The 17,241-nt window shown below is 44.2% G+C and carries 14 protein-coding genes and 1 rRNA gene; 8 read left to right on the top strand and 7 right to left on the bottom strand.

Annotated features, from left to right (window positions below):
• Nucleotides 1-114 (bottom strand): 16S ribosomal RNA (locus FCL48_RS10890); the annotation flags it as partial.
• A gap of 795 nt (nucleotides 115-909) precedes the next feature.
• On the opposite strand from FCL48_RS10890, the gene FCL48_RS10885 reads away from it, so the two are divergent.
• The 3 genes from FCL48_RS10885 (at nucleotide 910) to FCL48_RS10875 (ending at nucleotide 4,536) form a co-directional block, all read left to right on the top strand.
• Nucleotides 910-2,247: a UDP-glucose/GDP-mannose dehydrogenase family protein gene (locus FCL48_RS10885; RefSeq protein ID WP_136872303.1), complete on the top strand. Its 1,338-nt coding sequence runs from the start codon at nucleotides 910-912 to the stop codon at nucleotides 2,245-2,247.
• A 91-nt stretch (nucleotides 2,248-2,338) separates the two neighbouring features.
• A complete protein-coding gene (gene gmd / locus FCL48_RS10880) occupies nucleotides 2,339-3,454 on the top strand; it encodes a GDP-mannose 4,6-dehydratase (protein ID WP_136872302.1) in 1,116 nt (371 codons plus the stop codon).
• Between the two features lie 14 nt (nucleotides 3,455-3,468).
• Nucleotides 3,469-4,536 (top strand): GDP-L-fucose synthase, encoded by a 1,068-nt coding sequence (locus FCL48_RS10875; RefSeq protein WP_169309181.1) that lies wholly within the window; start codon nucleotides 3,469-3,471, stop codon nucleotides 4,534-4,536.
• 58 nt (nucleotides 4,537-4,594) lie between these two features.
• Here the strand turns inward: FCL48_RS10875 and FCL48_RS10870 are convergent, their stop codons facing one another.
• Nucleotides 4,595-5,902 (bottom strand): hypothetical protein, encoded by a 1,308-nt coding sequence (locus FCL48_RS10870; RefSeq protein WP_136872301.1) that lies wholly within the window; start codon nucleotides 5,900-5,902, stop codon nucleotides 4,595-4,597.
• Between the two features lie 275 nt (nucleotides 5,903-6,177).
• Between FCL48_RS10870 and FCL48_RS10865 the strand changes: the two genes are divergently transcribed.
• The 4 genes from FCL48_RS10865 to mutY are packed head-to-tail and all read left to right on the top strand — an operon-like array spanning nucleotide 6,178 to nucleotide 9,394.
• Nucleotides 6,178-7,245: an iron-containing alcohol dehydrogenase family protein gene (locus tag FCL48_RS10865; protein ID WP_136872300.1), complete on the top strand. Its 1,068-nt coding sequence runs from the start codon at nucleotides 6,178-6,180 to the stop codon at nucleotides 7,243-7,245.
• A 1-nt stretch (nucleotide 7,246) separates the two neighbouring features.
• Complete coding sequence (locus FCL48_RS10860; protein ID WP_136872299.1) at nucleotides 7,247-7,933, top strand: AzlC family ABC transporter permease; 687 nt, start codon at nucleotides 7,247-7,249, stop codon at nucleotides 7,931-7,933.
• Entirely contained in the window at nucleotides 7,918-8,250 is a 333-nt protein-coding gene (locus FCL48_RS10855) for an AzlD domain-containing protein (protein WP_136872298.1), read from the top strand. The genes FCL48_RS10860 and FCL48_RS10855 overlap by 16 nt, the downstream gene beginning before the upstream one ends.
• A gap of 1 nt (nucleotide 8,251) precedes the next feature.
• Complete coding sequence (gene mutY / locus FCL48_RS10850) at nucleotides 8,252-9,394, top strand: A/G-specific adenine glycosylase (RefSeq protein WP_169309180.1); 1,143 nt, start codon at nucleotides 8,252-8,254, stop codon at nucleotides 9,392-9,394.
• 53 nt (nucleotides 9,395-9,447) lie between these two features.
• Here the strand turns inward: mutY and FCL48_RS10845 are convergent, their stop codons facing one another.
• The 4 genes from FCL48_RS10845 to FCL48_RS10830 all read right to left on the bottom strand — a co-directional run bounded on the left by FCL48_RS10845 (nucleotide 9,448) and on the right by FCL48_RS10830 (nucleotide 14,492).
• Nucleotides 9,448-11,145, bottom strand: coding sequence for a bifunctional sulfate adenylyltransferase/adenylylsulfate kinase (locus FCL48_RS10845; RefSeq protein ID WP_136872296.1), 1,698 nt, complete (start codon nucleotides 11,143-11,145; stop codon nucleotides 9,448-9,450).
• A 92-nt stretch (nucleotides 11,146-11,237) separates the two neighbouring features.
• Complete coding sequence (locus tag FCL48_RS10840) at nucleotides 11,238-12,686, bottom strand: exodeoxyribonuclease III (protein ID WP_136872295.1); 1,449 nt, start codon at nucleotides 12,684-12,686, stop codon at nucleotides 11,238-11,240.
• A gap of 75 nt (nucleotides 12,687-12,761) precedes the next feature.
• Nucleotides 12,762-14,018, bottom strand: coding sequence for a diaminopimelate decarboxylase (locus FCL48_RS10835; protein WP_136872294.1), 1,257 nt, complete (start codon nucleotides 14,016-14,018; stop codon nucleotides 12,762-12,764).
• A 15-nt stretch (nucleotides 14,019-14,033) separates the two neighbouring features.
• Nucleotides 14,034-14,492 carry an Lrp/AsnC family transcriptional regulator gene (locus FCL48_RS10830; protein ID WP_136872293.1) on the bottom strand — a complete coding sequence of 153 codons (459 nt, stop codon included), beginning with the start codon at nucleotides 14,490-14,492 and terminating at the stop codon, nucleotides 14,034-14,036.
• 410 nt (nucleotides 14,493-14,902) lie between these two features.
• Between FCL48_RS10830 and FCL48_RS10825 the strand changes: the two genes are divergently transcribed.
• Nucleotides 14,903-15,601: a polyprenol monophosphomannose synthase gene (locus FCL48_RS10825; RefSeq protein ID WP_136872292.1), complete on the top strand. Its 699-nt coding sequence runs from the start codon at nucleotides 14,903-14,905 to the stop codon at nucleotides 15,599-15,601.
• 15 nt (nucleotides 15,602-15,616) lie between these two features.
• On the opposite strand, the gene FCL48_RS10820 is transcribed toward FCL48_RS10825, so the two are convergent.
• On the bottom strand, nucleotides 15,617-17,053 hold the full coding sequence (locus FCL48_RS10820; protein WP_205747695.1) for a lyase family protein: 1,437 nt from the start codon (nucleotides 17,051-17,053) through the stop codon (nucleotides 15,617-15,619).
• Nucleotides 17,054-17,241 lie beyond the last annotated feature (188 nt).

The raw sequence follows: 17,241 nt of genomic DNA, 5'->3' as shown, positions 1-17,241 counted from the left end.
GTTACTCACCCGTGCGCCACTCTACTCAGGACCGAAATCCCTTTCGCGTTCGACTTGCATGTGTTAAGCACGCCGCCAGCGTTCGTTCTGAGCCAGGATCAAACTCTCCAGTTTGATATCCTAGACTACCTCACTCAAGAGATAGTTACTTATATAGTGCTTATGTATATAAGAGCTCTATTTTCGAATTACGAAAACTTGCTCCATTGTAGTTCGCTAAAACTACGTTGGGCCCGTTTGCTTATGTGTTGTTATTTAGTTTTCAAGGATCGTTTAACACTCCTCAACTCCCGAAGTGTCCCGCGCTTTATGTCGCGGCGAGCGGCTAACTCTAATAAACTTAAAACCTTATGTCAATAAAAAGTTTATCTTATTTTCATTTGTGAGAAACAGTTTTAAACTCTCAAGCCGTTCAGGCTGCTTGCTTTTCGCTGTTGCTCACGAAGGAGCGGCAAAATAGCTGATCACTCGCATTAGGTCAACAATAAAATCACCTCACCGCTATCTTTTTTGCGGCCGTTCTTCTTAGTATCTACCATTCTCATTTCTATGTCGCTGTTCTTTGGTTTAAAATAGTTAGGTCATGGTTGAAGAAGATTTGAGATGTGTGGGAAGTACTAAATTCCAGGTCGATGATTGAGTGACATCTTATAGGAACAAGACCAATAATTATTGAGTTGGCTAGAATATGAGACGAGCGTTGTGGTAAATACTTTCGAGCTTTTATATCTGGGATTTCGTCATACTATTATAATGGATAAACAAGAAACATGTAAAATCCGTTAGGTGGTGTGTGGCCTTTTTCCGCTAAAATTCAATCTATACCTTGAAATATGGTCCTTGTTTCGCTATTATGCGCGACAATTTTTTACTCTAGTGCGTTATCACTTTTTAAGTTGAGGCTTTTTTATGAATGTAACTGTGTTTGGTGTTGGATATGTTGGCTTGGTGCAGGCTGCGGTGCTTGCTGATGTTGGACACAATGTATGCTGTGTAGATGTCGATGCAAACAAAATAGATGGCTTAAAAAATGGGGTTATACCAATTTTTGAACCTGGTCTTTCTGATTTGGTTTTAACGAACTATGAAAAGAAGCGAATTTCCTTTACTACCGATTCAGAAGAAGGAATATCACACGGAGACCTTCAGTTTATAGCAGTTGGTACGCCACCAGACGAAGATGGCAGTGCAGATCTGCAATATGTGCTGTCGGTCGCTGGCACCATAGCCAAGCACATGGCAAGTGGAAAAATTGTCATCGATAAATCTACAGTACCAGTTGGAACTGCAGATAAGGTTAGAGCGCATATGTCATCGATCTTGAAAGAAAGAGGAGTAAACTATCCTCTGCATATTGTTTCTAATCCTGAATTTTTAAAAGAAGGCTCAGCGCTGGAAGACTGCATGCGTCCGGAGAGGATCATTGTCGGTACAGATAGTCATGAAGTTGAAGAAAAAATGAGGGAACTCTATGAACCCTTTAGCCGTAACCATGACAAAATAATGATCATGGATGTTCGCAGTGCAGAATTTACTAAGTACGCTGCAAATTGTCTTCTTGCCACCAAGATCTCTTTTATGAATGAGATGTCCAATTTGGCTGAAAGATTAGGGGTAGATATTGAACAGGTTCGTCGTGGAATCGGTTCGGATTCAAGGATTGGCTACCAGTTTATTTATCCTGGATGCGGTTATGGTGGTTCCTGCTTTCCAAAAGATGTTCAGGCCCTGGAACGTTCGGCAAATGAAATTGGTTACGATGCTAAAATCCTTAAAGCTGTTGAAAGTGTAAACTATAAACAAAAAGAAAAGCTCTTTGAGCATGTCTCTCGTTTTTATAATGGGGATGTGGCTGGTAAAACCTTTGCAGTCTGGGGGCTATCATTCAAACCGAATACAGATGATATGAGGGAAGCATCCAGCAGGGTTCTCATGGAGTCACTCTGGAAGGCCGGAGCCAAAGTACAGGCATATGATCCTGAAGCGATGGAAGAAGCGCAAAGAATCTATGGAACACGGGATGAGCTCGTTTTAATGGGGACCAAGGAAGCCGCCTTGCATGGTGCTGACGCACTGGTGATAGTCACCGAGTGGAAAAGTTTTCGAGTTCCCGACTTTAATCAATTACTCACTGAATTAAAGGATAAAGTTGTTTTTGATGGCAGAAATTTATATGACCCCAAACGTGTTGAGGCCTTGGGTCTTGCCTACTATGGTATAGGACGAGGACGTTCGATACTGTTGTAACCATTTTTGCAGGACTTTCGCGCCTGTTTGGTCTACTGTTGTTATGATTTATAGTATTTTAATATTTAAATAAAAAGAGATTGATCAACCGATGAAAAAAGCATTAATTACCGGAATTACCGGACAAGACGGAGCTTATCTTGCTGAATTCCTTCTAGAAAAAGGATATGAAGTTCACGGTATCAAACGAAGAGCATCGCTTTTTAATACCGACCGGATTGATCATCTCTATCAGGACCCCCATGCAAAAGATCGAAATTTTATTTTGCATCATGGGGATTTAACGGACTCTTCCAGCCTTATCAATATTATAGGTAAGGTGAAGCCGGATGAGATATACAACCTTGCTGCTCAATCACATGTTGCAGTTTCTTTTGAAGAACCTGAATATACAGCAAATTCTGATGCGCTCGGAACACTGCGTCTTCTTGAGGCGATAAGAATCCTCAATCTCTCTACGAAAACGAAATTTTACCAGGCCTCGACTTCTGAACTTTTCGGTAAGGTGCAGGAGATACCACAGACAGAAACGACCCCGTTTTATCCAAGATCTCCCTATGCCGTATCAAAAATGTATGCGTACTGGATTGTCGTTAACTACAGGGAGGCCTACGACATTTTTGCCTGTAATGGAATCCTCTTTAACCATGAATCCCCACTTCGTGGTGAAACCTTTGTCACGAGAAAGATCACCCGTGCCATGGCGAGAATATTTCTCGGTCTTCAGGACTGCCTCTATCTTGGGAATATGGATGCAAAGCGCGACTGGGGCCATGCCAGGGACTATGTGAAAATGCAATGGATGATGCTCCAGCAGGAAAAACCTGAAGATTTTGTCATTGCAAGTGGTGAGCAGCACTCCGTCCGTGACTTCGTCGATGCCGCAGCCGCAGAACTTGGCATGACCATGAGCTGGCAGGGAACTGGAATCGATGAGGTTGGTATTCTTTCAGGATTACCGGATAACTATTCAGGGGCCATAAAACAAGGGGATGTGATTGTGCGGGTGGATAGCCGGTATTTTAGACCGACAGAAGTGGAAACCCTGCTTGGTGATCCCAGAAAAGCAAAAGAAAAACTTGGCTGGGAACCTGAAACAACTTTTTCAGAACTTGTCGCTGAAATGATGCGATCTGATTTCGAAGAAGCCAAAAAAGATGAGCTGTGTAAGAATGAAGGTTTTTCTGTGCTTAACCACCATGAGTAACAATGGTTTCTAAAATGGCAAAGAGAATACAGGATCAGAAGATTTATGTGGCGGGGCACAGAGGTATGGTTGGTGCTGCTGTTGTGCGTCAACTGCAGCGACTTGGGTGTGAGAATATAGTAACTCGTACCCATAAGGAATTGGATCTTACCGACCAGCATGCTGTGCAAGATTTTTATCAGAAGAATAAACCGGACAGAGTTGTGCTTGCTGCAGCCAAAGTTGGCGGAATACATGCAAACAATATTTTTCCGGCCGAGTTCATTTATACAAATCTGATGATACAATCTAATGTGATTCATCAGGCATATATTACAGGAATCAAGGATCTTCTATTTCTAGGTTCATCATGTATTTATCCGAAGTTGGCTCCCCAGCCGATGCAGGAGAACCATTTACTCACAGGGACTCTTGAGCCGACAAATGAACCTTATGCAATTGCTAAAATAGCCGGGATTAAAATGTGCGAAGCGTATAATCGTCAGTACAACACCTCGTTTCGTTCGGTTATGCCAACTAACTTATACGGACCTGGTGACAACTATCATCTTGAAAACAGTCATGTGATTCCTGCAATGCTTCGAAAATTTCATTTAGCAAAACTTGCTCAGGAATCAAAGCTTGATGAGATTATCAACGATGAGAAAAGATATGGGAGCATCCCCCAAGATATTCAGGAGGCTATTGGTTATTCTTCTTCCGGAAGAAATCTCGTAAAAGACGTTACGCCAAAAGTTATTCTTTGGGGCTCAGGTACACCAAGGCGTGAGTTTCTTCATGTAGATGATATGGCTGCTGCCTGCACACATGTCATGCAACTTGATCAAAGCTATTTCGAAAAAGATAACCCCTCTTTTGTCAATGTGGGAACCGGAGAGGATATTACTATAGCAAAGACTGCAGAAATTATTGCAGACCTTGTTGGTTTTACAGGAGAGACTGTTTTTAATAGCGACCAGCCTGACGGAACACCGAGAAAGCTTTTAGACACCACCTTGCTCAACAATCTTGGCTGGAAGCCTAAGATGACATTTGAGGCGGGCCTCAAGGATACATACGCGGCCTACAAACGAGGACTGTAAAGGCTTTAGATAAGTACAAGTATAAAGCGGCAATCACTTTGTGATTGCCGCTTTTTTGCTATTTTAAATGGCTGCGAAAGTTCTGGATCATCTCCTCTCTGATCTGTTTGTGATCTAACTGATAGATATCATCTGGAAAGAGAAGCTCCATAACCCCTGAATCGAACACCCTTTTTACCTCGTATTCATCATGTGCTACATCGTTCTTGTACATATAATTGAGCCAGCTCTGGTTCGTATGGATAATAAATTCCACACGCATTCCGCCAAGCCTTGCGAAAAACTTCATCATCTCTGTCTTGCTGCTTGACCCAGTACTGGATGCCTTATAGGGGGTTTTGCCCGTGAGGGTGTCTGATATATCTTCAAGTACCATGAAACTATCTGCTTTTGATGCACTGCGGGTTAAGTGATCCTGAAAGGTTTTAATATCGGCAACAGAATCAAGAACCGCCATGAGCCCGAGCTCATCATCAACTGCGACAGACGGATTTTTTTCGTTTTTCCGGAGCAGCTTAAGAACTTTTGCCTCGGGTGGCTTTTTCCTGATAGAAACGTAAATGGGAATTTCCCGATGACCACTGTAAAATCTTCTTCGTTTGATCAGGGTCAACTTGCTGTCTTTTTCAAGCTTTATGGTTTTGGCGGTGGCAGGGGAGATGGGAATCACAGATTTACAGCCATAATCCTCTGTGGAATGTTTGGAGTAAAGATAGATGACATCAAGTTCGCCTATCTTGAGACTACGACTCCAGACGTATTTATTCAAAAAGCTCAGGAAATTTGAGAACTTTTCTTCAATTGCAGTTTCTGTTTCACGCTGGTCGATAGAGCCTGCAAGGTTCATCAGCACAAGTTTACGGCGGGCCTCAAAACGTGCTTTCTTACTGTAATGATTATCAAACATGATAAGCAGTAGACTTACCGGATCGTTAGTTACTTCTATTTCGTTCGTTGTAGCTATATGTGAGGCATATGGCTTAAGAATTTTAACTTTAAGTGAGTTGATAACAGCATCTGCAGTACGGGCGTATTGATGAACCCGTGCTTCTATTTCTCGCTGCGTACCGTTTAAACCAAACATGTTGCCGAGCAGTGCGCAGGCTCTTTTACTCATCTCTTTTTGTCGGATAGGATCCTCAAGGAGTTCGGCTATTTGAGAAAAACTGGATATGTTGAGAAAAGTAAAGACCTGATTTCTCAGTGCGCGGTACTTGGTTGCATTGATCCGCGTTTTACAGAGATTTTTAACCCACCGTCGTGTTGCAGGGGAAAAGGGTTCATCTATGTTGATGTTTTCTTCAACTGCAAGAGGACCATGTTGCTGAAGTGACGTAAATACACTATCTTCGCTAATGACTGACATCAAGTATTTCCTGGCTGTTACTCTATAATAGAGGAGGGTTTGTTTCTCATTGTTCAAACGAAAAGAGAAGGTCTAGGTACACCCGCTCCTGCGTAAAAGAAAGTCTTCGGTACGTCAAAAAAAGCTATAATAGCCCAATTCTAAAATGAGACAACTCATTTCTCAGACAAAAGGAGCTTGAATTTTTACCTGAAAATTGTTACGGGAAGCTTTACCATATTATTTGGGTCGTTTTTATTTTCCATTTTTTCCATTACTCTATGAGTTAATATATTATGTATAGAAATTTCAGTATCGTACCTAAAATTATGTTTGGTCGGGGTTCATTTAACCAACTTGCGGAGGTTATTGCTCCTGAACGTGTTACTCCAGGATCGTATTTTGTTTTTGTCTTAGATGATATCTTTATCGGTAAGCCCCTTGAGTCACGCATTCCTCTGGAAAAAGGTGATCTTCTGCTCCATGTGAACGTAGATGATGAGCCCAAGACAAGTTATATCGACGCTCTTGTTCAACAGATCAAACAATATAACGAGATTTTACCCGATGGTATCGTAGGCATTGGTGGCGGTTCTACAATGGACATTGCCAAAGCCATATCACTCCTGCTGAAAAACCCAGGATCCTCGGCTGATTATCAAGGCTGGGATCTCATTGAGATACCATCAGTGTATCATCTTGCGGTACCGACACTGGCAGGGACGGGGGCCGAAATTTCAAGAACCACTATTCTTACAGGGCCCGAGAAAAAGTTGGGTATCAATTCAGACTACACTCTCTATAACCAGTTGATTCTCGACCCGGAACTTATTGCCGGTGTGCCGAAAGATCAGTGGTTTTATACAGGGATGGACTGCTATATTCATGATGTTGAGTCACTTCAGGGAACTTTTATCAATGAATTCAGTAAATCTTATGGTGAAAAGTCACTCGATCTCTGTCGACAGGTCTTTCTGGATGACCATCCGGACAAGGATGATAAGCTGATGATGGCTTCTTATTTTGGGGGGATGTCTATTGCTTACTCCCAGGTTGGTGCCTGTCACGCACTTTCTTATGGGCTCTCTTATGTCCTCGGTATCCATCATGGAATTGGTTGCTGCATTGCCTTTGATGTGTTGGAAGATATCTATCCAGACGGGGTTGCCGAATTTAGACAGATGATGAAAAAACACGATATACAACTGCCTAAAAATATTACTGCTGATTTAGGTAATGATGCGCTGGAACTTATGGTTACAACAGCTCTCAACCTTGTACCTCTTTGGGAGAACTGTCTTGGTTCTGACTGGAAAAACCTTATGACACGAGAGCGTTGTAAAAAATTATATCTCAGGATGTAGGATGCTCTTAAACAGATCCAGTGTAACTGGTATCAGGAGAGCGCTTCCCATAGTCCTCGGGTATGTTCCAATTGGGTTTGCCTACGGGGTATTGGCTGGAAAAAGTGGTCTGTCCGAGACTAATACCCTGCTCATGTCTTTGATTGTATTTGCAGGTTCCGCACAATTTATAGCGGTAGGGCTTTTTGCAAGTGGTACCGGGCCTGCCGCTATAATACTCACCACTTTTATAGTGAATCTCCGGCATATGCTAATGGCAGCATCACTGGCTCCATATCTCTCGGGCTGGAAAAAAAGGTATCTCGCCTTATTTTCCTATGAGCTGACAGATGAAACCTTTGCGCTGCACTCATCCAAGGCCCAGGAACTCGGAGAATCTATGGTTGAGGCCCTGTCCCTGAATCTGACAGCTCAACTCTCCTGGGTCTTAGGCTCAGTTCTTGGAATTTTTGCCTCTGGTCTCATTGGGGATGTGAAACCTCTTGGTCTTGATTATGCACTGTCCGCCATGTTTATTGGTCTTCTCGTCAGTCAGTGTGCAAACAGGATGCGGGTGGTTACGGCGATAATCTCCGGGGGGCTAGCGACAGGTCTTTATCTCCTTGGGCTGCATCAGTTTCATATTATCTTAGCAACGGTTATCGGCGCTACAATAGGTCTGGGCGTGGAACAATGGATCAAACGCTGATTTTCTGGACCATTGTTGGCATGGCCGTGGTAACCTATATCCCACGACTTCTCCCTGCACTGTTTCTCAGTGGCAAGACCTTGCGACCTCTTCTTACGGCCTGGTTACGTCTTATTCCCCCAGCAGTGCTTGCAGCAATGCTGGTACCTTCTCTGCTGATTCGGGAAGAAAGGGTCAGTTTTTCTTTTGATAATCTGTTTCTTGTGGCGGCTCTGTTTGCCTTTCCTGTAGCCTGGAAGTTTAAAAGCCTTTCAGCCACGGTTCTCCTGGGTATGGGCCTAGTTGCCCTTGGACGCTTTATGGGCGTGGGGCAATAAGTTGCACAACGGTAAGCCGGAATCCTGTTTCCACCTTTCTTTTTCTGAACAAGATCTGTTTGTAACCAGGCTGTTGCATTGGTTTCGCACAACAAAAAGAGCACTGCCCTGGAGACAGACCTATGATCCCTATCATGTCTGGATCTCTGAAATCATGCTGCAACAGACGCAGATGGAACGTGGCATTGTTTATTTCAACCGCTGGCTGGAGAGATTCCCCGTTGTTGTAGACGTCGCCTTAGCGGCTGAAGACGAGATCCTCAGATATTGGGAGGGGTTGGGCTACTATGCGAGGGCTAGAAATCTACACAAGGCTGCCAAGGTAATTGTTGAAGATTATAACTGCAAGGTTCCTTCTGAATATGCAACACTGCTGGAATTGCCAGGTATCGGCCCCTATACCGCTGCAGCAATAGCGAGTATTGCAGGCAATGAAGATGTTGTTGTCGTTGATGCCAATGTTAACAGAGTTTTTGCAAGAGTGTTTAATATTGATCAACCTGTAAAAACTACAGAGGTACAAAAGAAGATTCGAGCTGTTGCAACAGCATTGCTTCCTCCGGGCAAAGCAAGAATATTTAATCAAGCCCTCATGGATTTTGGAGGTCTGCTCTGTAGTCCCAAGGCACCGCTCTGCCATATTTGTCCGGTACGGGAGTTTTGCAGGTCTTACGCTCTTGGACTCGTCAGTGTCAGACCTGTTTTGCAAAAGGCCCAGGAAAATATCCAGATTAAACGTGTCGCCGGCATAATATTACAAAACGGCAGGATCTTTATGCAGCAAAGAAAAAGATCTGCAGTCTGGGGCGGATTGTGGGAATTTCCAGGAGGTGAGATCGTTGTTGAAGACGATGAAAATTCACAGCTTGATGTGGCGTTGGAAATCAAAAAAGATACGGGGCTGGCCGTTATTGCTGAGCAATTCGCAGTGGAGGTTAAACACCAGTACACCCATCATAAAATTGTTCTTCATTGTTATTTTTGCAGGTTACAAGAGCATAAAGCTGATACTCCTCAGTTGCGGTCGGCTGAAAAATACAGCTGGCTGAGTCCCGGGGAGGCGGATAGGCTCGCCTGTCCTTCCGGGGTGCGAAAGGTCATGGAGTATCTTAAACAACATCGGCCTGAGCTCTTTTCAGGCTAATGCACTTCGTTGATAGTTCGTTCATCTTTTTTGGTAAAAATACCCGAAAGATATCAGCCGAAATATCCCTGTTCTTCGAGGTAGAGAAGAATTTCCTGAACGGCTTCCATTGGTGTCATGTGAGTTGTATCAATCGTTAATTCAGGATTTGATGGAGGAATGTAAGGATCTGTGATACCGGTGACCCCTTTGACTTTTCCCGCCCGGGCTTTTGCATAGAGCCCCTTGCGGTCTCGTTGTTCACAAACCTCAAGTGGGGTTGAGACGTGTACCTCGACGTACCCTCCGTAACTGGAGATCAGTTCCCTGTTGGCCTGTCGGGATTCTTCGTATGGGGCAATCGGGGCACACAGGGCGATACCACCATTTTTGGTGATTTCGCTTGCGACAAAACCGATACGGGTGATGTTAAGATTTCGATGTTCTTTTGAAAATGAAAGTTCAGAAGAGAGGTTTTGTCTGACGATATCACCATCAAGAAGTGTTACGGGACGATCATTCATCTCCATGAATTTGACCAGCAGTACCTTGGCAATTGTCGATTTTCCTGATCCGGAAAATCCAGTCATAAAGATAGTAAAACCTTGCTTTGCCTTGGGTGGAAAAGAGTTGTGAAGCTCTGCCACAATCTCCGGGTAGGAAAACCACTCCGGTATATGCTCACCTTCTTTCAGTCTGCGTTTGAGTTCATCGGAGCTGATGGTTGAAACATCCTCGCTGACAGTATTATCGATAAAAACATATTTTTTAGTTTCCTGCTGGTACCCCATAACCTGCTGCGGTACCATTTCTATTCCGGTTTCATTGGCATGCTTTGCAACAAGCTCCTGAGCGCTGCCCAGCGGGTAAAAGCGGTCTCCATTGTGTCTTTTTACAAATGGGTCTGCGTGGTCAGGGGCCACCATAAAGTGACTGCAGCCAAAATTCTTCCGGGTAATGGCCTGCCACAGGGCCTCGACAGGACCTGCCTTGCGGCTGGCAAATGGGGTCAAGCCGAGCTTGATCATGTTAGAGGGGAACTTGTCAGCAAAAATCTGATAGCAGCGAATCTGGGTGTAATAGTCCAGTGCCCCAGGATGGCTGAGGTCTGCCACGGGTTGCAAAAATAGAGCTGTACCGTGTTCTCTTGCCGCATTCAGGATCATCTCCCGGTGGGCACAGTGCAGATAATCCTCGGTATGAAAGCCAAGAACACGCCTCCAGCCATTCATGCTGAAGGTTCGGGCGGTCTCAGACGGGCTCAGCCGGAGTTCACGAAAATCGTAGTGGATAGGCAGGCTGACACCTTCAAGGCTGCCTCCCACATACCAGTTGTGGTTTCTGTCAAAAAGCTGCACTACACCAGGATGGAGGCCTGGATCATCTGTACCATATACGGCTCGTGCCTCAAGAGTTTTATCCGGTTGCCAGATATCACTGACGGTCAGGATCGCAAGTAAAAAGCCTTCCTGATCATTGAGAGCGACTCTTTCTCCAGGTTTCAAGGTCGTGGCCAGTTGTTCATTTATGTCCAGATTAATGGGCATGGGCCATATTTCGCCCCCAGGTAAACGCATGGTGGCGATGACCGATTCATACTCAGTGCGGTTGAGGTAGCCGCCAAGGGGATAAAAGCCTCTGTTGAGCAAAAGTTCGAGATCACAGAGCTGTCTTGAAGTAAGATCTATAGCTTTGAGATCAAGCGCTTCAGAGCGCAATGCTTCGATACGCCTGAAGTGAACAAGCAGGCTTTCGGAATGGTCTTTGTTCATGGGATTACATGTCTCTCTGGTTGTAAGATTGTCCTGATGGAATGGACAGCACTTTAAACCAAGATGGAGGTTTGATCAAAACAAAAGGGGAATTAAGGTCTATAATAAAGTTCTACAGGGCAGTGGTCTGAACCCATGATATCCTGGCGGATAGTTGCATTTTCAACGTTTGCCTTCGCCTTATTATTGACACAAAAGTAGTCGATACGCCAGCCAATGTTCTTGCTTCGAGCACTGAAGCGATAGCTCCACCATGTATATTGTTCGGGTTCCTGATTGAATATGCGAAAGGTATCAACAAAACCAGCCTCGACAAAATTATCCATCCAGGCTCGTTCTTCAGGACTGAAACCCGCGTTTTTTTCGTTGGATTTGGGATTTTTCAGGTCAATTTCCTTGTGAGCGACATTAAAGTCCCCGCAGAGGATGACATTTTTTTTCTGTTCAAGATTCTGGGCAAAAGTGAGAAGCTTTGCATCAAAACGGAGTTTATAGTCGAGTCTTTTGAGCTTTTCCCCGGCATTGGGGAAATATATGTTTATGAGGTAATAGTTTTCGAATTCAAGGGTTAGGACCCTTCCTTCACTGTCAAATTCCTCATCACCTAAGCCATAATGCACTTCCAGAGGTTCGAGTCGTGTGTAAAAGGCAACACCTGAGTAGCCTTTACGTTCCGCACTATGCCAGTAGGAGGTGTATCCGGCAATTTCCTTTATTTCCTGTGAAAGCTGATCCGGCTGGGCCTTTGTTTCCTGGATACCAATAATATCCGCATCAAATGCCTGCAACATATCAATAAAGCCTTTTTTCTCAACAGCTCTAATGCCGTTAACATTCCATGAGATAAATTTCAGTCCTGCATTTTTCGTCATTTTTCCACCAGTTTTGCGGGGACGGACCCCATTTTTTACACAGTTGTTGTCCAGGGGGCAGATATCACAATGTGGGCTTATTGGCCGGCAAATGGATTGACCGAAAGCGACCAGAATGGAATTGACAGTAATCCAATGTTTTTGTGGAAGTTTGTCACGAAGTGCCATCTCTGTCTTTAATGGTGTATCTGTCTTCACGTACTGCCATATATTCATAATTCTATGTACATGAGTGTCAACGCAGATAGCAGGCTTTTGATAGGCGACACTGACAACGAGGTTGGCCGTCTTTCGACCAACTCCAGGTAAAAGTATCAGCTCTTCGATAGTTTCCGGAACTCTATAGTCAAATTGAGCAAGTGCTTCTTTGAGCTTACAGAGGTGTTTTGCTTTCGTTTTATAAAAGCCAACGGGGTAAATCAATTTTGCAATTTCTTCTTCACTCAGTGTGGCAAGGTCGTGGATGTTCCCGGCCTTTTTAAAAAGTCTCGCAGAGGATTTTGCGGTTACTTCATCCTTGGTCCTGGCCGAGAGAATCGTCGCAACCAGAACCTTGAAGGGATCTTTTGTCTGAACGGCGATGAGATCGACGACCGGAACGTCTTTGTCTTTGACAGCTTTGGCCACTGTTTGGAGAAAATATTCGATATCAAATGTTTTTTGTTTCATTTACCCTCACGTGTCGTCGCCTTTTCTTGTGGCTGTTGTGTTTCTGATAAATAAGAAATGAAAATAATACCTTGGTTACAGCACGAGGGCGTTATGCTCAAAATGTAAGGTTGCAAATAAATCATCAACAGTCTCTTCCCGACGAATGAGTTCAACCGTGGCTTCTGGTTTAAGGAGCAGTTCTTTCGGGCGCAGGTTGCCGTTATAATTGAAACCCATTGCAATGCCATGGGCGCCGGTATCCTGTATCACCAGGATATCACCGTCTTCAATCACAGGCAGCTCTCTTTGTACAGCAAATTTATCGTTATTTTCGCAAAGCGAGCCTACCACGTCGACAATTTCAGTTTCTCCACCTTCTTTCCCCACGACCTCTATATGATGGTAGGCATCGTACATTCCAGGGCGCATAAGTGCACTCATGGAGGCGTCAACGCCAATATAGGTACGATAGATGTTTTTCCGGTTGATGGCTGTGGTAACCAGTACTCCATGTGGTCCGGTTATAAAACGACCACTCTCCATGTAAAGTGCTGGTTCATATCCATTTGCTTTTGAAAAATCTTTAAACAGTGCTGTGATAGCCTCTCCCATGGCTTTGAGATCCAGTTCGGGGACGTCTGGCTTGTAGGGAATCCCGAGTCCTCCACCAATGTTAATAAATTCGAAACGGATGTTAAGTTTTTGTGAGATTTCCGTGATAAGTGACAGCAGCATTTCAGCGGTCTGCACCATATATTCGTAGTTGAGTTCATTGGATGCGAGCATCGTGTGGATGCCAAACCTGGTTGCACCTTTTTGCTGTGCTCGCCGATACGCCTCGACAATCTGCTCGTGACTTACCCCATATTTCGCCTCAGTAGGCTTGCCTATGATGTCATTGCCTGTCCTTTTTGCTCCTGGATTGTATCTAAAACAGATAAGCTCTGGAAGGACCGGAACCTTGTCAATCAGACTGATATCATCAAGGTTCAGGATACACCCCCCAGCCAGAGCCGCTTCATCAAAGTCGGTCTGACTTGTGTTATTGGAAGTGAACATAAGGTCTTCGGGTGTCGCCCCTATTTCTCTGCTCATTCGCAGTTCCGCTACGGAGCTGCAGTCAAAACCAAATCCCATATCCTTCATAATGGAGAGAATTTTTGGGTTTGGCAGGGCTTTTACGGCATAGAATTCTTTAAAGCTGGCTAAATCTTTAAATGCCTCTTTGAGTTTGTTGCCGGTTTCCCGGATTCCAGCCTCGTCATAGATGTGAAATGGTGTCTGATAGTGATGTGCGATTTGCCTGAGGGCCGGGAAGAGTCTGTTTTTATAGGATTGTGAAATTGGCATTGTCTTACTCGTTTATTAAAATGATTGGGGGAGGGGGAATCTGCTCGATTCTTTTCTGGTCGAAAGAACAATATTCGTTTTCGTGGAGATTATCCCTGGAATAGGTTTTATTTTTTTTGTTAAAACTGCTTCAAGTGCGGGGGTATCCTTGCAACGCAGTTTTACAAGGTAACAATCATTTCCTGAAATAAAATGGACCTCCTGGATGTCGGTTATCTCCGCAAGCTGCCTGCCCACGTTTTCATCCATATTTTTTTCAGTGCTTACCTGTATATATGCAATGAGTGCTCGATTGAAAAGCTCAGGGTTTAGCGTGACCTCATAACCGTCGATCACCCCCATTTTTTCCATTTTTTTTACTCGTTCCAAAACGGCTGAAGGAGCAAGGCCTACCTGGCGTGAGACCTCAATGTTGGGGATACGTGCTTTTTCCTGAAGGATTTTGAGTATCTCTAAACTTATATTGTCTATCATGATTGATCCTCTTGTGTTTAGAATGATATTATTCTTCGCATAATGTGTTGTCAAGAATAATGTACTGAATTATTTTATTTATATGTTTTATAATTCATAATTTAATCACACGCTCAGGATAATGTTCTGTCTACCTACGGAAAAAATATTGGTTGCTGGTAAATTCTACAGATTATAGAGAAATATTAAATCGTCATATCTTCAAAATTATTAAATCGTATCTATAATTTGGATGTGGCATGTGACAATCAGCGATACGCCGATTGGACTGGAGTTGTCTTATGATCTGTTCTGTCTGGTGAAAAGTAGGAGGGCAATTGTGGGGTAGATCCGGAATGAATTTGTACATTATGCAGCACTGTGATTTCAGTAAGTTTCTTGTCCAGAAAATCTGATGCAGGGGAGGATGAATGGCAAAAATAACGATCATTATTCCAACACTCAATGAAGAAGAAAATATTGACTTTCTTCTGGAACGCATCTTTAAAGTAAAAGATTCTTCAGGTCTTGATTTTGATGTACTTTTTGTTGATTCCGCTTCGATTGATGGTACTTCCGATTGCATCAAAAAATGGCAGGGACAGCGTCCTGTAAAGTTATTGCAGCGCGAGGTGAACGTTGGCCTTGCTCCGGCCGTGATAGCAGGAGCACATTTTGTTGACAGTGAATATGTCCTCGTCATGGATGCTGATTTGAGTCATCCTCCAGAAAAAATACCTGAACTATTGGCTCCACTCCTCTCTGAGGAATACGATATGGTCATTGGCAGCCGCTATGTTGACGGCGGCGCTACTCCTGACTGGCCATTTTCCAGAAAGCTATCATCGAAGCTTGCGACCCTGCCAGCTCTCTGTTTTTGTAGTGCAAAAGACCCACTCGCCGGTTTTTTTGCTTTGAAAAGAAGGTTGATAACTGACTTGTCTCTTCATGTGCCAGGTTTTAAGATCGGTTTTGCGATCCTCGCGGAGTACAACAAGAAAATCCGGATAAAAGAAATACCAATTCAATTCAGGGACAGGGACTTTGGTCAGTCTAAAATGGGCAAGGGTGTCATCTACGACTATCTGCGTCAGCTTGCTGGACTCATGAGAACTCGCATGGGCTTTTAAGGCCGTTGCGCCCTTTTATGTATGAGTAGCTAGACCCCCATCTGCCAGGTGTTGTGGGTCTAGCAGCTGTTGTAGTTTTTCTTTGGGAATTTCTGTCTGCTCAAGCGCCACTTCGATCAAGGGCCTTCTTTCTTTTTCGGCTATTTTAGCTATTTCAGCAGCTTTGTTGTAGCCAATGTAAGGTGTCAGTGAGGTCACAAGTATTGGGTTGTGGGGGAGGGCGGAGGCGAGCTTGTCTCTATTTACTGTGATTCCTTTAATGGTCTTTTCGCTCAGGGCATGGGCACTCTCAGAAAGCAGATTGATTGATTCAAGGATTGTTGCTGCTGCAAGCGGCAGCATAGTGTTGAGCTGAAAATTACCACCAAGGCCTGCGATACTCATTGTTGCGTCGTTGCCGATAACTCTGGCTGCGGCCATTAAGACGGCTTCCGGTATGACTGGGTTGATTTTGGCTGGCATAATGGAAGAGCCGGGCTGGAGAGCTGGAAGCTGAATTTCTCCAAAGCCATTGTGGGGTCCTGAATTCATGAATCGTAAATCATTGGCGATTTTGCTCATGCAAATGGCGCAGGTCTTGAGATGTGACATATGTTCTACAACGCTGTCGAGACTGCTTAGACCTTTGAAAAGAGACCTGGCCTGGGTAAAATCAAGCTCCAGAATTCTACTCAGGGTACGAATTGTCTTTTTTGCGAATTCAGGGTGACAGTTCGCTCCACTGCCGACCGCTGTTCCGCCAAGGGGAAGACGCATGAGTCTTGGCAGTGCACTTTCTAACCGTTCTATACATTCCTCAAGCTGGCTGCTCCAGGCCTTGCATTCATCGATGAGTTTTATCGGGAGGGCGTCCATGAGGTGGGTTCTGCCTGTTTTAATAACATCTCTATGGTTGTTGGCAAAACCATTAATAGTCTGAATAAGAGACTTGAGTGCGGGAATGAGTTGCTGTGTGGTCTTTCTGGCTGCAGAAATCTGAATTGCTGAAGGAATAACGTCATTGCTGCTTTGACAGAGGTTTATGTGGTCGTTTGCAGAAATCGGAGCATCTTTTTGGCTGCTTATTTTTGCAATGACCTCATTGACGTTCATGTTTGTACTCGTGCCTGAACCGGTCTGGTAAACAGAGACGGGAAATTGATCGAGTGGTTTTCGTTCAAGAATAAAATCCACTGCTGTGCATATGCGAATGGATTGTTCTTTGGTGAGCAGGCCGAGGTCCCCGTTGGTCTTTGCTGCGGCGAGTTTGATGTGCAGGACCGCATCAATAAAACTCCAGGGCATGACATCTTGTGTTATCGTGAAATTCTCAACGGCTCTTTGGGTTTGCGCTCCAAAAAGTGCTGTCGCTGGGATTTTCATCTCACCCATCGTATCTCTTTCGGTTCGGTATTTTACCATGGTCTTCTGCTTGCTCGATGTGGTTGCCGGGCGTTTGTAATCTTCATGCAACCCCCTTCCTATAAGAACAGTTGTAATTCTATTTACCGATATATTGAATCACTGCGGCTGGTCTGGAGTTGCGGGGTTGATTTACAATAAAGAAAGGAAAAAGTATTTTTATACTTTAAGAGATGCTTGCTAGATATTCAAAATCTACCAGGAGTGGCTGACTGTATCGGGTACAGCCAGCCAGAAGT

The organism is Desulforhopalus sp. IMCC35007 (assembly GCF_005116575.1).
In the GTDB taxonomy this organism is placed as follows: Bacteria; Desulfobacterota; Desulfobulbia; order Desulfobulbales; family Desulfocapsaceae; genus Desulforhopalus_A.
Note: the sequence above shows the minus strand (reverse complement) of the source record. Positions and strands in the feature narration are given on the sequence as shown.

Coding starts and splice junctions, on each gene's coding strand:
- FCL48_RS10855 (WP_136872298.1), top strand. CDS start 7,918: ATGGATCAAACGCTGATTTTCTGGACCATTGTTGGCATGGCCGTGGTA.
- gmd (WP_136872302.1), top strand. CDS start 2,339: ATGAAAAAAGCATTAATTACCGGAATTACCGGACAAGACGGAGCTTAT.
- FCL48_RS10825 (WP_136872292.1), top strand. CDS start 14,903: ATGGCAAAAATAACGATCATTATTCCAACACTCAATGAAGAAGAAAAT.
- FCL48_RS10830 (WP_136872293.1), bottom strand. CDS start 14,492: ATGATAGACAATATAAGTTTAGAGATACTCAAAATCCTTCAGGAAAAA.
- FCL48_RS10870 (WP_136872301.1), bottom strand. CDS start 5,902: ATGTCAGTCATTAGCGAAGATAGTGTATTTACGTCACTTCAGCAACAT.
- FCL48_RS10840 (WP_136872295.1), bottom strand. CDS start 12,686: ATGAAACAAAAAACATTTGATATCGAATATTTTCTCCAAACAGTGGCC.
- FCL48_RS10835 (WP_136872294.1), bottom strand. CDS start 14,018: ATGCCAATTTCACAATCCTATAAAAACAGACTCTTCCCGGCCCTCAGG.
- FCL48_RS10885 (WP_136872303.1), top strand. CDS start 910: ATGAATGTAACTGTGTTTGGTGTTGGATATGTTGGCTTGGTGCAGGCT.
- FCL48_RS10860 (WP_136872299.1), top strand. CDS start 7,247: ATGCTCTTAAACAGATCCAGTGTAACTGGTATCAGGAGAGCGCTTCCC.
- FCL48_RS10875 (WP_169309181.1), top strand. CDS start 3,469: ATGGCAAAGAGAATACAGGATCAGAAGATTTATGTGGCGGGGCACAGA.
- FCL48_RS10845 (WP_136872296.1), bottom strand. CDS start 11,145: ATGAACAAAGACCATTCCGAAAGCCTGCTTGTTCACTTCAGGCGTATC.
- FCL48_RS10865 (WP_136872300.1), top strand. CDS start 6,178: ATGTATAGAAATTTCAGTATCGTACCTAAAATTATGTTTGGTCGGGGT.